We start from the raw sequence: 14386 nt of genomic DNA, 5'->3' as shown, positions 1-14386 counted from the left end.
TTTATTTGGAAGGTTTTGTTGTATTTAGCTAGATATAGTTTTTAAGCTGTATCTTGGAAAGTAGTTCTGCTTTTTAGTAAGGCAAAAATCCAATGTAAGAGCTTATTAACACATGCAATAACTGCTACTCTGAAGGGTTTTCCTTCTTCGCGTTTCTTATCGTAAAATTCTCTTAACCTTTTATTGCGTGCGATGATTTCATCAGTCGTTTTCTTTTTACGAGCATCACGAATACCACTTTGAACAGCCATATACAAGGCATGACGAAGCCTACTAGAACCTCGTTTGGTAATTCGATTTACAGATGCGGTAAACTTACCAGAAGAGAAAACACTTGGATCTACTCCAGCGAATGCAACGAGCTTTTTGGCATCATTGAACCGATCTATCTCACCAATTTCGGAGATAATCGTGGCGGCGATTTTCTCTCCAATTCCAGGGATAGACTGAAGTATATGATATTCTTCAATTTCTTTAGCGAGGGCATCTATTTCTACTGCAATCTTAGATAGATGCTCTTGGTATTGAAGAACGATCTTGACTAATAACTCTAGATTAAAAATATTACTCTGGTAGAGGTTGTTTTGAAACGGATTACGAAGGGCTGCTTCCCTTAATTTTTTAGCCCTTTCGTTTGCCCATGCATCTGAACGACTCATACATAGCGATGCTATTTTCTCTGTTATTTCTCTTTCACTCACACTTAACACTACTTCTGAAGTAGGAAATGCTAATAATGTAAGCAATGAGACTTTGGAATATAAACTTCCAAAAACTCCACTATATTCAGGAAATACCTGATCCAAAAGGGTATGCAGCTGTATTTTAGTCTGTGCTGATATTTCGGCAAGACTTTCTTGTTGTCTTGTTAGATTACGAAGATTTAAAAGTTGAATTCCTCTTTTTTTATAAGGCTCTAACTCTTCTTTATAAAACAGTTCGCAAAGGTGATAAGCATCAATTGCATCCGTTTTTACCTTCCGTAAACTCGAACTTTTGGCTCGATATGAGATAAGTGGATTGACAACAATATAAACATAATTTTGCTCCTCAAAAAATTGAATTACAGGAAAATGGTAGTGTCCTGTTGATTCTAAAACGACCGTAGGTTGATGACCACCAGCTGAACTCTCTACTTCATGAAGGAACTCTAATAAACTACCTAAACCATCAGTATTGTGTTTGATGCTAAAGCTCTTACGATAAGGTTTGCCTTTGTCTAAAAATGCTTGAACCTGACTTTCACCTTTTGAAACATCCAGACCAATGACTGGATTCATAATCAAATCTCCTCCTGTGTAAAACAACTTGTCGGTATCCCCTAAGGCTTCTTGTAATGTCATAGGTTCGCTTGTTAAACGGGATCCTTGTCCCAACCAGCCTGAAACATGTTTATACAAGTAGGGGGTGAACAGTTTAGTTGACGGGATTTAACCCACGGGTGCGACGTTCTACCCCGACTACCGTAATATTAAGACCAAAAATAAAAAGGTCAACCAGAAATATCTGGCTAACCTTATATTACGAACGGGTGCAAAAATACAAAAGCGACGCCAACAGCGTCGCTTCTTTTGCTTAGAAATATTTTTGATAAAACTCTTGCCTTAACCTTCCGCTTAGCTGGGCATATATTCGGGTTGTCTCACTTTTCTCGTGGCCCAAAAGACTTTGTATCACTTCAACAGGGGCTCCGTTATTCAACAAATGGGTTGCATAGCTGTGTCTGAGTTGATGAGGATAAATTTCTTTATCGATAGCTGCACGAGATGAGATTCGCTTTATGACATATCTCATTTGGGCAATACTCATCCTGTGAGGCAGCCGCTCTGTCACAAAAATGGCAGGATCAACATCCTTACGCTCATCGATGTATCGCTTAAGCCAGATTTCCGCTCTTATATTGAAATAGACCTCACGTTCCTTATCCCCTTTTCCCCTTACAATGGCTGAGCGATTGGACCAATTAATACAGTTGCGTTCCAGCGAAACAATTTCACCAATCCTGCATCCCGTCGAGAACATAAATTCAAACAACGCTTTTTCCATCGGACTAACGCACGCTTCACGCAGAATTCGATTTCCCTTTCGGTCAAGAACTTCGGGATGCGTTTTCCAACCTTCGGTTCTTTTATCTTTAACGCAGGGTTAAATGGTATATGGCCTTCTTCGTGGCACCAGCGGAACAGGGATTTCATAAACCGTATCCTGTGTGCCATACTGGATGGCTTTAAGGTCGCCGCTGAATCATTAAGGTATTCCTTCAAATTTTCTGTGCTAATGGAGCATATTTCTTCATCCTTGAAATACAGAACAAGCAACCTTGCCTGAATGCCATAGGCTTTGATTGTATATGGAGAAAAGCCCTCAAATCGTTTATCCGCTGCATATGTTTCCCACGCCTTTGATATTAACAACCTAACTCCTCCCATTTATCTTCTCTTTTAAGAGGAATTATTGCCTGGTTTATCGAAATACAGACTTATTGAACTAACGGAGCAGGAGAGTTGAACAAGCAGGAGATCTATTTAATTATACCGAATCTAGTAGGAAAACATATTTTTGGGAAGGTACATGGAATAGAACCTCTTCAATACCAGATTTAGTTTTAGTTTATGCCTATTTATGTTAGATGAATAGTTTCAATTTTTATTAAGGAAACAGTGATAAAGACAAGGAGAAATTAAGTGATCAAAAAAAGATTATTTTTATATGGATTTATTGCGATTTTAATTGTGATGGGTTTGTTTGCTTATCAAAAAGCCACTGATGATACCTATAAGGGGATGTCTATTATCTCTGAAGAACGCGACGATATTCCTTTATTTGATGGTTTAGAACCTACTGAACACAACTACGTAATGAATGGTGACCATTGGACTGATATTTATGATTACTACCTAAATGAACTTCCTAAACTGGGATGGAAAATTGAATATAAAGATTCTTCCCTTAACGACAATGACTCAGATAATGACTGGTCTGGATTTTATTCCAATTGGAGAAAAAAGGGATTTGACGGTGAGTTATCACTTACAGCCCACTATAATAAATTCGAAGACCAAACTGAAGTGATGTTTGATAAGCATCCAATCGTAGTCAGTTCATCGTGGATAGAGGAGATCCCAGAGGTGATTTGTATTTATAAAGACGAATTTGACAGTAAATGCTTAGAAGTAAGAGATAAAGCTAGAATTAGTGGAATTATAGGGTTTATCAATACAGAAGCATACGATTATAAAGAAGATACTTTACCTAGAAGCAAAACAAGTGTGATTGAATTCGGAAATTTAAAGGTAAAGGTTCTTTATGAAGATGAGAAGACAATATATTTTCAATCTGAAAAAGGAGTTAAAGAGTCTAAACCTGATCCTGGATTTTTTGAATTATTAAACTTTCCTCAATAGTTACTCTACTAAACGGGTGCTATAGTTTAATGAGAACCTCTAATTTATAACAAAGAAAACTCGCCATTTTAGTGGCGAATTCAGTTTGTCGACAAAAGAGGTTTGGAATGTTCTCATTCCGAACCCCTTTTTGATATTTTGCTGACTAGATGTTCCTGAGGAACAAGTTGATCTAAAGCGACCATCCTCTAATTGATCTCGTTGAATTGGATTATTTTTCGAAAGCAACTTCATCATCTCAAGCGTTATACAGTTCTATTTTAAAATAGACTTTGGTATAGTTCTACCTTAAGTTTAGGAGCCCTGTTGATTGGAGTGGAAGGCGCGTAGACTCCTGCGAGATCAGCTGGACAGGTGAGAGCCCGCAGACGCCAACGGCGGCGAGGAGGCTCAGCGCCGGCCCCGCGGAAAGCGTAGCGCCTGGAACGGAAATCAACAGCGCCATTCCACCACGAACCAAAAAAAGACTGTAAACAAACCGATTTTCATCGAGTTTGTCTACAGTCTGAACTCGCCGTTTTAGTGGCGAGTTTTTCTTTTTTATATGCCATTTTGGATGTCAAAAGGAAGGACTGTGCTTTATTTTAGAAAAGCACCTCAAAACGGATCCATTTAATTTCAAATCAACGGCTTTTTATTCTTATTTACTTATTAAGCAAGTTCGTTTGAGGAAGACTACTTTCTCCTCATAAACAGCTTATTTTTAAACTAGATGTTGCTGTATGTTAATTATCTTTGCTTGTCATTATCGGTATCACTAGCACTTTCTGAGCCACCACCATCGGTATCACTGTCTGATTCCTTCTCACCATCCGACTCTCCGTTTTCTTTGCCATCTACTGACGCTGCTGATGCCTCATTACCTGAATCAGTTTCTTCTTTTTCTTCAGCAGGTTCTTCTTTCTTTGGTTCTTCTTTCTTCGGTTCCTCTTTCTTTGGTTCCTCTTTCTTCGGTTCCTCTTTCTTTGGTTCTTCTTTCTTTGGTTCTTCTTTCTTTGGTTCTTCTTTCTTTGGTTCTTCTTTCTTTGGTTCCTCTTTCTTTGGTTCCTCTTTCTTTGGTTCTTCTTTCTTAGAGACTTCTTTCTTAGAGACTTCTTGGTTTTTTGACTCCTTTTTTTGCTTCAAGTCTTCTTGTTTGGGCTTCTCTTTTTTTGGCATGACTTTTTTACTCTTTTCTTGCGTTGCTATAGCACTGCTAGCCGGAGTTGAATTATCTGTGGCTTCTGCAGCACTATTTGCTTCTGTTTGTTTTTCCTTCTTTTTATCTTCAGTATCTTTTTCTTTCTTTATTTCCTTTTTCGTTTCCTCTTCTTTTGCTTTCTTTTCATCCTTTTCTTTATCTTCCTCAATGTTTTCAATATAGGAGTCAATACTTTGTGCATTAAAGGATGATGGTTCAATCTCCTGAAGTGCACCAGCCATTAAATCGCCGAATATTTTTGCAGCCCCTTCGCTGCTAGTTGTTGTCAAGTAGTGATTCTCATCGGTTTTATCAAAGCCCACCCATATCGCTCCGACTAGCTCTGGAGAATATCCAACAAACCATTGATCCTTTACACCTTTTACACCCTTAATCGGGACTTGTGTTGAACCAGTTTTTCCGGCAATTTCTCTTCCTTCAATTCTAGCTCCCTTTCCAGTTCCATCCTCAACCGTCTCAAGAAGCATTGCAGTCATTTTCGCAGCTGTTTCCTTCGATGTTACCTTTGTTGTTGTTTCTTCCCATTCACCGACTATATTTCCATTTCGGTCGACAATTTTTGTAATAGCGTGCGCTTCTGATCGAACTCCCTGATTGGCAAAAGCTGAATATGCCTGTGCCATTGTTAACGGGGAAACTCCCTGTTCTAAACCACCGAGGGCGAGGGCAAGATTGCGGTCACCTTTCTCCAATGGAATACCAAATCTTTTAGAAGCATCTAAACCTTTGGCAATTCCGATTTCATTAAGCAGCCATACAGCTGGAATGTTTAATGAGTCCTTGACCGCCTCATACATCGGTACTTCACCTTTATATTTGCCGTTATAATTACTTGGTTTATAATTGCCGAATTCCATCTCTTCATCTTTTAACTTCTCATTAATATCCCAACCCTCTTCAATAGCTGGGGTAAATACCGCAATAGGCTTCATGGTAGAGCCTGGCTGTGCTTTCAATTGGGTAGCTCGATTATAGCCACGGAAGAAATGTTCGTCTCTTCCTCCTGCCAATGCTCGAATTCCTCCGGATTTAGGATCTATTAAAACCGTACCGCTCTGTACGATCTGCTCCTCAGTTGCTTCAGGAAATAGCTCATCCTTTTGGAAGGTTTCTTCAACAGCTGCCTGCATGTTCACATCAAGCTCTGTGTATATTTTGAATCCTCCTGTTAAAAGATCATCCTGGGTTAAGTTATACCTTTTAATCGCTTCCTCAAAAACATGGTCAACGTAAGAAGGATGCTTACCTCGAAGCGGATCGCCCTTAAGTTCATTTAAAGCAACTTCTTCATCAATAGCTTCTTTATATTCTTCCTCGGTAATAAACTTATGATTTCTCATCATATATAATACTGTGTTCCGTCTTTCAACAGCCTCGTCATAAAATTCATAAGGATTTAAGCCTTCCGGAGCTTTGATAAGGCCTGCTAGCAAAGCAGCTTCACTTATCGACAGCTGCTCCACCTCTTTAGAAAAGTAATTTTGAGAAGCACGCTTTATACCCCAAGCGCCATTCCCAAAATATATTCGGTTCAAATACATTTGTAAAATTTCGTCTTTTGAATATTCCTTTTCAATTTCTCTTGCCAGAAAAAATTCTTCCACTTTCCGCTTATAAGTTTTATCTGAAGTCAATAAAGCATTCTTTGTTAATTGCTGTGTTATCGTGCTTCCGCCCTCAACAATTCTTCCAGCTTTAACGTTTTGTAAGAATGCTCTCGAAATGCCGATTAAATCTATTCCGCTGTGATCGTAATAGCGATGATCTTCCGTTGCAATTACAGCCTCTTTTACATGATCGGGTATTTGATCAATACTAACTCCTTCATTTTTATGAGCCGAGATTTTACTGGCAACCTCCCCGTTCTGGTCATAAATAACAGTAGGCTGTTTGACATTGTTGTTTATTTCACTTATATCAGCACTTTCAGAATACACGTGAAAAAAGCTTAAAAAAGCTAGAACGGCCGTCGATGCTGATAACATGATTACCTGGTTCATGTGCAGCCGTTTCCATCCCCGCATAAATCTTGCCAATATCGAATAATTATTGCTCATGGAGCACCCCAACCTTTTAAAAATATTAGTTATAAGTCACTCTCTTATACCCAAAAAGCAGATTGGTAACACTCTTAATCTGCATGAAGCATGCGAGTAATATTTCCCACTCGCAGATTTGTGGTAAAGTATGGTGCAATAACTGCAAAGCTAAATACCTATTAGACTGAGATTTATTAATGAAAACTTCTGTTGAAGGGGATGGAAAAATGTTAATCGGAGAGATTAAAGAGATTATTCGCCACCCTGTTAAATCCTTTAGAGGGCAAAGTGTGAAGAGGACCATAATTGAATCATATGGCTTATATGGAGATCGAAGTCATGCATTCCAAGATGCCTCCGAGCCTGGAAAGTTCCTAACAGCCACACAACTCCCACCTATGCTGCTGTACTCCGCTGAATTTACTGATTCAGAAGAAAGTTCAAAAATACCATCTCCTAAAATCAAGTCTCCATTCGGAAAGATTTATGAATGGGGCGATCTTGGACTTCAAGACGAACTTGAGAGTCTATCCGGGAAAAAGACTTCTCCTATTAAATACTCCTCTATGGTTCCCTTAGGTGCTATTGAAGAGGAGCATTTATTGCTAACAACCGATGCTTCTCTTACTAGATTAGAAGAATTATGGGGAGAAAAAGTTGACCATCGCCGATTTCGCTCCAATATCCATATCTCACTAATTGATAAGATTCCATATATTGAAGATACATGGTTTGGTAAAAAGTTAGTATTAGGGGAGGCAGAACTAGAAATAAAGCGTCATTGTGAGCGATGTACCATTATTGCTATGGACCCTACTAATAATTCACTGGACCTGACATTGTTAAAGACGATTGTGGAAACCCGAAACAACTACTTTGGTGTGTATGCTTCCGTTCTTAAAAAAGGCGCCATTCAAACCGGAGATAAAATTTTCCTGCTTGATAAATAAGTAAAAACGCTTTGGCTAAGAAGGCCAAAGCGTTTTTACAATGGAGCTCTGTTAACAATTAATTCATATCCTCTGTTACTTTAAGTGCTGACTTAAGTCTCCATCCATTTCTTCTGCTCCATCAAAATGAATCATTGTATTTTGTTGCTGTTCCTGCAGGAGCTTCCTCATATACATATATACGATTTGTTTTGTCTTAGCATTAGCATCAATAACCTCAAGATGCTGGAGACATTTCTTTATCAAAGGATGGACACTGGTGCTTATTGTGGTTTTCATTGTCTCACCTCTATAGGGATATGTTTTTCACAATATTCGTCGAAAGCTGGCTTTTTTTGCGGGTCTGAATTTCAACAATGAATTTATTAAATAAAAATTGGGTAAAGGCATTAGTAAGTTCTTTAATGCAGAAAGGGTGATTAACTTTATGAGTAGTCCATTCAACCGTATAATCATTGCTTATGATAACTCTCATGGAAGTAATAAGGCACTTGAGTTTGCAAAGGGTTTTAAAAAGGACAACCCGGAATTAAATTTAATCGTTGCCCACGTAGTTGAAGAAGAAGTAGAGAATAAAAAGATCACAGATGAAAAAGTGGCAGAGCCAATTAGAGTTAATGGATATCTTACAGAGGGGATTCAACTGCCTCCTGCTTCCCTTAATGGAGACAGATTTGGATCTTCAACACATGCTAAGATTACCAACAGTGTAGATCAAGCCTTCTATAACGCAAAAGCCGTACTAGCTACTCAGAATATACATGCTGATTATAGGACACTAGAAGGAAGGCCCGCTGAAACCCTCTGTGATTTGGCAGAAACAGAACAAGCGGACCTGTTGATAGTAGGAGAATCCGGTCATAGTGGAATAAAACAGATGCTGTTGGGAAGTATAAGCGAGCAAATTGCAAAAAAAGCCCCATGCCCAGTACTAATCGCAAGGTAACAAGAAAAGCGGAGCCGACTGCCCAGGGGCGACAGGCATAAGACGAGCGCTGACAGAAGGCGTTCTTTGCCTTCAGAAGCGATTGACTTATGACCCCGAGCCCCTAGGAGGCGAAGCTAGACAAAGAAAAGCGGAGCCGACTGCCCAGGGGCGACAGGCATAAGACGAGCGTTGACAGAAGGCGATCTTTGCCTTCCGAAGCGATTGGCTTATGACCCCGAGCCCCTAGGAGGCGAAGCTAGACAAGAAAACCGGAAGCGCCTGTCCAGCTCCGACAAGCGCTGGAGGGCCTGAAGATGAAGTCGTTCTTTGACTTCAGCAGCAGGACCGAAGCGACTCGAGGAGCTAGGCGCTGAAGCTGGACAAAGAAAAGCCACCCTCGTAGCTTGCCGCGTCCTGCGGCACTCGCCTGACTAGGACATCCTGTCCGTCGCTCGTCGAATGGACAGAAACGAGCAAACTGATTTTCTACAAAGAAAAAAAGATGGGTGTTTTCCCCATCTTTTTTCTATGATAAGTCTTGATTATGATTCCTGATTAAAGCACCGACCCGCTCTTTCCATAATGCTTGTTTATCCAAAAACAACAATACTGCATAACTAATAATGATATATAAAAAAGTGAATGTATTTGGCACTAACAAAGCATCAAGCCATTGGCGAAAGGCTAAGTCAGTGAAGAGATTAATTTTATTACCAGCTCCAACAATCTCGATGCCTGGAAAAGCACCTTCAATCAGCATAAATAGCGATATATTAGAGAAAAAGTAAATGGAGAGAATTACTATAAAATTAGCGAACTGCACTTTAGTAAGTATCCTCTTTAAAAAGGTTGAAATCGCTATTGTAACCATCGGTAAAATTAAAAAAATAGCGGTTTGGGGTGTCATACTCTCCCTCCTGAATTATTTTTATTTTATAGACTGTTATATTTATAGACGAAACAAACCAAAAACAATATTCATTTTTAAACCATCTTAAACTCCAGCATCTGAAAAATGTTAAACAATTACCGGAAAAACACAAGCATCCTGGGGACTAGCAACAATCAGCTTGTTTGGATTATTCTCTTAACCGTTTTCCTAAATAAAACTCCACAAGTACTCAAGACATGGTCAATGACTAGCTATAAAAAGGACCACTAAAGCGGGGCTTTAACAAGCTCTTGGAATCTCTCCTTCGATTCTTCTTCGTCAAGGCTGCTAAAGATTCGATAAGCGTCTTCATCTAAGATTCGAAAATGCTGGCTAAGTATATTTTGCTGAAGAATGAACCCATTTTCCCGTTCAATTTCACGCCACCAGACTTTCCCGCCCAATGTTTTTTCTTTGCGATAGTCTGAACCCTCATGCGCAACCGTCTCCAGTACTTCTAATGGCTCATTGCCGAATAGAAATTGAATGGTTTCTGTTTCACGAAATAAGGCACAAATGGCAACAACAGTTGACCAGTTAGCGTAAGCTCGCCCTTTTTCAATCTGAACCAAGGTCTTCTTGGAAACCCCTATAATATCGGCCATCTTATCCTGTGTATAACCGACCTCAGCACGAATCATCCGAATTTTTTCAGAAACCCTTAAGATAATTTCTTCTCTGGTCATACATTACGTCATCCTCTTTAATTCATTTGGTGTAATTTTACACTATTATTATCAATAAATCAAAATGTTCGTTATTTTTTTACTAAAGTCTTCAAGCTATCTATTTCCACGTGTAACGGTCCAGTGATAAGTCCATCAAGCCTGCCCATAAAGAAACTCCGGCCAGTCAAAGATCAACATAAACATCACATACTTAGACTGAGGAAAATTGGAATGCCCAATAACCTGTTTTGAGTCATTTCGTTCAAAAAGGGCGTTTTGTCATTCAGCTGACTTTACTGCTGATTTTTCCGTTAGTCCCTTATGTCCACTATAACAGCCCTTCTGTTTTAATAGGTGAATTGTCTGGGAAAATTCATTCCATAATCTAACTTAATTAGTTCCAGAAAAAAAAGGAGGAGCAACAGCTCTTCCTTTTCTTGAGAATATTCGATTGAATGCTTATGCCCTTTAAAACAAGGGCTGATGCTCTATCTGTGTTTACTGCACCATTCTTTTTGGAGCAGCCGCCATTACCAGAATCACTACAATACCGCTTATAATGGCACTTGGAAGCATATATGTTCCGTTATATACAAAGGAGTACAATACAACTGGCTGTCCTGCAGGCGCGAATTCTCCGAAAAAGACAACCCCGGAATAAACGTGGGCCAAATACCTTAATGCGCTGCCCAATAATACACCCATAAATACAAGGAAAATCCACTTAAACTTTTGACTATTTTGTAGGCCCTTTTTTATCTGTGACGCAAAAACACCAGCAAGTCCAACTAGAGCAAAGGCAACAAGATAATCAACTATCCCTTGAATAGGGTGATAAATTTGTGAAAAACCGAGTACAAACTGTAGTAGGCCCAATAGTAATCCAGTAACCATCCCGCCCTTAATCCCCCATCGATAGGACATTAAAAAAATCGGCACCATAGCAATGGAAACAGATCCTCCCTGCGGCCAAATCCTTGAAAATAAAAATCCCGACAATAAATCTAACAGAAAAGCCAAAGCTGTGAAAACGGCCACTTCTACAATGAAAAGTGTTTGTTTTTGTTTCATATTCATATCCCCCTTCTAATAGAATGAGGTTCTGTTCTTCTCCCCTAGGATTTACACAATAAAAAAAGCAATAAAAGGCGGCATAGGATGGCCTTTTATTGCTTTTCCATCAAATCCACATTCCTACGCTAGAATTAACTAACAGGTTCGAAGGGTCAGAACTCAATCGCTCACTCTCAGCTGCTATAACACAGCTCCCCTTGTGGTATTTTTTTATCAATTAACACTATTGAATATACTATTAAACTGCAAAAATATCAAGGTTTCTTTGGGCAGGCTATCATATTCTTACAAGAATCATTGCCAATAATAAATCCTCAAAAATAGGAAATAAGCCCTGATTTAAAGATGAAAATATAATTTCCTAAATTTCGACAGAGGAAAATACACCACTTTAGCGAATAAGTCATAGATGTTTTGAAAAATATTTGGCTAATAACTAGTTCCTTATACGTTAGGTTCCGTTAAACTGGGTGGTCGGAGAGGTTATTTTCTCTATCTGAAAAAACCTGCCTCCTCGCCGCTGATACACCTATGGGATCATCCTATATTTCTGCTCCAGCAGGGAACTGATTTATCATTTTTCGAATAAGTCCACGCACGAAGGGAATGCTCACGGTTTTTCCAGGAATCAATTGCCTTCACTCCAATCAACACTGCTGAAAATTAAGCAACTAAGTTAAATACTCTTAAAGAATGTCTCTTCACCTGCACTAACCTTAACCGTTAATAGCGAAAGCTTACTAGTCCTTTGTCGGGCTTAGTAAATTCATAAATCATATCCTGTAATGTCAAAACTAAGGAGGTTACTTAATTGGTATCTGTAACTAATCAAAAACTAACAGCATTTTTGGAAACTGAGAAAGAGAACCTTCTCGATGATTGGAATAAAAAAGTATTGTTATCTGACGATGATCCATACAAAGAGAAAGTTAAGGATAATGCTGCTTCAATGTTTAACATCATTTTAGATGTATTTTCCAAATCAGAGGCTGAGCTTGATGATCACTTGCAAAAACTAGCCTTTCTGGTTGCAGACGAGCGAGCTGAAGCAAATATAAACATTGGCGAGTTTGTGTTTAATACAAATCTTGGCAGGTCTGTAATATATAAATACATGAATAAGCTGAACATAGAAAAGGAAACTCTTCAATATTCCATTGAAAAAATTAATTATTGTTTTGACTATTTTTTGTATTATGCAGTTTCTTATTATGAACAACAAAAAAACAAAGTAATTGAAGAGAAAAACCAATTTATAGACTCTACTCATAAAGACAGACTTACAATCCTCGGGCAGATGACCTCAAGCTTTATTCACGAGTTCCGCAACCCGCTCACCTCAATTCAGGGCTTTATCCAGCTGTTAAAATCGGATCACCCAGAGATGAAGTATTTGGATATTATCTCAAACGAGCTTGGACAGCTAAATTTTCAAATTTCGCAGTACCTGTTGCTATCTAAAAAAGAATTGATCGGAAAAGAAAAAACGGTGTTTTCCTTAAATGTCATGCTCGAAGAAGTACTTGCGTTTTTATATCCAAGTATCCTCGATGCTAAAGTTAAGGTTATTAAAGAAACTGAGATAGACATGGAAATTTGCGGATACGCAGATGAAATAAGACAGGTGTTAATCAATATTATTTTTAATGCAATTGATGTCTTGAGCCAATATCGTGATGATCCAGTCATTACAATTAAAAGCTCTCCCATAAACAATACCCATATCAAAATGGAGATTACTAATAATGGGCCAATGATTCCAGATAGCCTCTTAAAATCGATCTTCGAGCCGTTTGTAACGACCAAAAAACTGGGTACAGGTCTAGGCTTATTTGTTTGCCGGGAAATTATCGAAAAGCATAAAGGAATTCTTACATGTACATCAGAAACAGACCTAACCACTTTTGTAATACTATTGCCAAATGGCAGCCATAAATGAAAAAATCACGGCAACCCGCTAAGCCATATTAACTGGCTGCTTAAGCCTGAGAGATAAAGGACACTTACAGGGTTCGAAGGCGGAGGTACATTATAGACAATGCATAACTCCCACAACTCAGATCTTTTATAAACAATAACGAAAACCGCACTAATGCGAGTGCGGTTTTTGCTAATTCTTTTCAGAACTCTCGATATTAACCTGTGAAATTCCTGGATAAAACTTTACTTTTTTCGGCTGTGTCTGTATACGCAGCTACTGATGAGTCCGAATCCGAGGTTTATTCGGACAGCTGAAGCAGGAATTAAAAAGCATTTCCTCACCCTTATTGTTAGTGCTCCTATTACAGCAGTTTGTATAGAGGTCCGCCTGGAAACAAGGTCTATCCCTTTAGCTGACTGGATATATTTAAACAACTCTGCTGTAAGCATTTTCTGAAAGGAGTGTTATCATGTTTACATTAAAAGTCGACAAAGAAATAGAACTGCAGCTATTCCAATTACATCATGCTGGTGAATTATTTTATCTTGTAGATACTAACAGACATCATTTACGAAAATGGCTTCCTTGGGTAGACAGCATTGTCTCACCGTTACAATATCATGAAATTATTCCCATGTGGCTGCGTCAGTTTTCTGAAGAAAAAGGATTTAACACAGGCATCAGATATAAAGGAATATTAAAGGGGGCTGCGGGTTTTAACGAGATTGATTGGGCCAATTCTTCGGCAAGTATCGGTTATTATCTGGCTGCGGACACTCAGGGTAAAGGGATTATGACTCGAGTTGCTTCAGCTTTAATCCATCATGCCTTTTACCAGCTTGGTCTTAATCGGATTGAGGTAAGGTGTGGTACCAAGAACCTAAAAAGCCGTGCTATTCCCGAAAGGCTAGGCTTTACTAAAGAAGGAACCATTCGGGACGGCGAGAAGATCCATGGAAAATTTCATGATCTTGTAGTATATGGGATGCTGGCGAAAGACTGGACTAGATTACATACTTAAGGGCCGCCTTTTAACTAATTGAGTTTTCTGTAATATCTGTTTCATACAAAGAATGTCTTTTTCATATAATAAGAGAAAGGAGTTTTATGCTATCCGGTAAGTTTGCGTGTATGGTATAATAAATTTTAAAATAAAAGCTGAGGTGGTATGATGGGGCTACCTTTCGCACCTACGAACTAGCCTGCAGTGAGAATAAATTTAATAGATTTTTAAATTATTGGGAGGTGACTCCTTACTTGCTGTAATGGT

General features: G+C 38.8%; 11 protein-coding genes, 1 pseudogene and 1 riboswitch. Of the genes and pseudogenes, 5 read left to right on the top strand and 7 right to left on the bottom strand.

Annotated elements, in window-relative coordinates; genetic code table 11:
• Positions 1–41: 41 nt before the first annotated feature.
• Complete coding sequence (locus tag HRJ06_RS06190; RefSeq protein WP_174730486.1) at positions 42–1280, bottom strand: IS110 family RNA-guided transposase; 1239 nt, start codon at positions 1278–1280, stop codon at positions 42–44.
• A gap of 295 nt (positions 1281–1575) precedes the next feature.
• A pseudogene (locus HRJ06_RS06185) lies at positions 1576–2414 on the bottom strand (tyrosine-type recombinase/integrase).
• Positions 2415–2684: 270 nt separating this feature from the next.
• Between HRJ06_RS06185 and HRJ06_RS06180 the strand changes: the two are divergent.
• The gene (locus HRJ06_RS06180) at positions 2685–3404 is read left to right on the top strand and encodes a hypothetical protein (RefSeq protein WP_174730482.1); all 720 of its coding nucleotides are present in this window, start codon (positions 2685–2687) and stop codon (positions 3402–3404) included.
• A gap of 729 nt (positions 3405–4133) precedes the next feature.
• Here the strand turns inward: HRJ06_RS06180 and HRJ06_RS06175 are convergent.
• Positions 4134–6662: a transglycosylase domain-containing protein gene (locus HRJ06_RS06175; RefSeq protein ID WP_197969868.1), complete on the bottom strand. Its 2529-nt coding sequence runs from the start codon at positions 6660–6662 to the stop codon at positions 4134–4136.
• Between the two features lie 209 nt (positions 6663–6871).
• On the opposite strand from HRJ06_RS06175, the gene HRJ06_RS06170 reads away from it, so the two are divergent.
• Positions 6872–7594 (top strand): MOSC domain-containing protein, encoded by a 723-nt coding sequence (locus HRJ06_RS06170; protein WP_174730479.1) that lies wholly within the window; start codon positions 6872–6874, stop codon positions 7592–7594.
• A gap of 75 nt (positions 7595–7669) precedes the next feature.
• On the opposite strand, the gene HRJ06_RS06165 is transcribed toward HRJ06_RS06170, so the two are convergent.
• Entirely contained in the window at positions 7670–7873 is a 204-nt protein-coding gene (locus HRJ06_RS06165; protein WP_174730476.1) for a hypothetical protein, read from the bottom strand.
• A gap of 148 nt (positions 7874–8021) precedes the next feature.
• On the opposite strand from HRJ06_RS06165, the gene HRJ06_RS06160 reads away from it, so the two are divergent.
• On the top strand, positions 8022–8540 hold the full coding sequence (locus HRJ06_RS06160; RefSeq protein ID WP_174730473.1) for a universal stress protein: 519 nt from the start codon (positions 8022–8024) through the stop codon (positions 8538–8540).
• Positions 8541–9048: 508 nt separating this feature from the next.
• On the opposite strand, the gene HRJ06_RS06155 is transcribed toward HRJ06_RS06160, so the two are convergent.
• The 3 genes from HRJ06_RS06155 to thiT form a co-directional block, all read right to left on the bottom strand.
• A complete protein-coding gene (locus HRJ06_RS06155; protein ID WP_174730470.1) occupies positions 9049–9429 on the bottom strand; it encodes a hypothetical protein in 381 nt (126 codons plus the stop codon).
• A gap of 251 nt (positions 9430–9680) precedes the next feature.
• Positions 9681–10139 carry a helix-turn-helix transcriptional regulator gene (locus tag HRJ06_RS06150; RefSeq protein ID WP_174730467.1) on the bottom strand — a complete coding sequence of 153 codons (459 nt, stop codon included), beginning with the start codon at positions 10137–10139 and terminating at the stop codon, positions 9681–9683.
• A 480-nt stretch (positions 10140–10619) separates the two neighbouring features.
• The gene (gene thiT, locus HRJ06_RS06145; protein ID WP_174730464.1) at positions 10620–11192 is read right to left on the bottom strand and encodes an energy-coupled thiamine transporter ThiT; all 573 of its coding nucleotides are present in this window, start codon (positions 11190–11192) and stop codon (positions 10620–10622) included.
• Between the two features lie 103 nt (positions 11193–11295).
• Positions 11296–11403, bottom strand: a riboswitch (TPP riboswitch).
• A 603-nt stretch (positions 11404–12006) separates the two neighbouring features.
• Between thiT and HRJ06_RS06140 the strand changes: the two genes are divergently transcribed.
• Both HRJ06_RS06140 and HRJ06_RS06135 read left to right on the top strand, forming a co-directional pair.
• A complete protein-coding gene (locus tag HRJ06_RS06140; RefSeq protein WP_174730461.1) occupies positions 12007–13134 on the top strand; it encodes a histidine kinase N-terminal domain-containing protein in 1128 nt (375 codons plus the stop codon).
• A 451-nt stretch (positions 13135–13585) separates the two neighbouring features.
• Entirely contained in the window at positions 13586–14137 is a 552-nt protein-coding gene (locus tag HRJ06_RS06135; RefSeq protein ID WP_174730458.1) for a GNAT family N-acetyltransferase, read from the top strand.
• Positions 14138–14386 lie beyond the last annotated feature (249 nt).

Origin of the sequence: Mesobacillus harenae, assembly GCF_013343715.1 — a bacterium.
In the GTDB taxonomy this organism is placed as follows: Bacteria; Bacillota; Bacilli; order Bacillales; family Cytobacillaceae; genus Mesobacillus_A; species Mesobacillus_A harenae.
The sequence above is the reverse complement of the archived record's forward strand: the minus strand, read 5'-3'. Positions and strand labels throughout refer to the sequence as shown.

Coding starts and splice junctions, on each gene's coding strand:
- HRJ06_RS06170 (WP_174730479.1), top strand. CDS start 6,872: ATGTTAATCGGAGAGATTAAAGAGATTATTCGCCACCCTGTTAAATCC.
- HRJ06_RS06175 (WP_197969868.1), bottom strand. CDS start 6,662: ATGAGCAATAATTATTCGATATTGGCAAGATTTATGCGGGGATGGAAA.
- HRJ06_RS06155 (WP_174730470.1), bottom strand. CDS start 9,429: ATGACACCCCAAACCGCTATTTTTTTAATTTTACCGATGGTTACAATA.
- HRJ06_RS06150 (WP_174730467.1), bottom strand. CDS start 10,139: ATGACCAGAGAAGAAATTATCTTAAGGGTTTCTGAAAAAATTCGGATG.
- HRJ06_RS06165 (WP_174730476.1), bottom strand. CDS start 7,873: ATGAAAACCACAATAAGCACCAGTGTCCATCCTTTGATAAAGAAATGT.
- thiT (WP_174730464.1), bottom strand. CDS start 11,192: ATGAAACAAAAACAAACACTTTTCATTGTAGAAGTGGCCGTTTTCACA.
- HRJ06_RS06135 (WP_174730458.1), top strand. CDS start 13,586: ATGTTTACATTAAAAGTCGACAAAGAAATAGAACTGCAGCTATTCCAA.
- HRJ06_RS06190 (WP_174730486.1), bottom strand. CDS start 1,280: ATGAATCCAGTCATTGGTCTGGATGTTTCAAAAGGTGAAAGTCAGGTT.
- HRJ06_RS06160 (WP_174730473.1), top strand. CDS start 8,022: ATGAGTAGTCCATTCAACCGTATAATCATTGCTTATGATAACTCTCAT.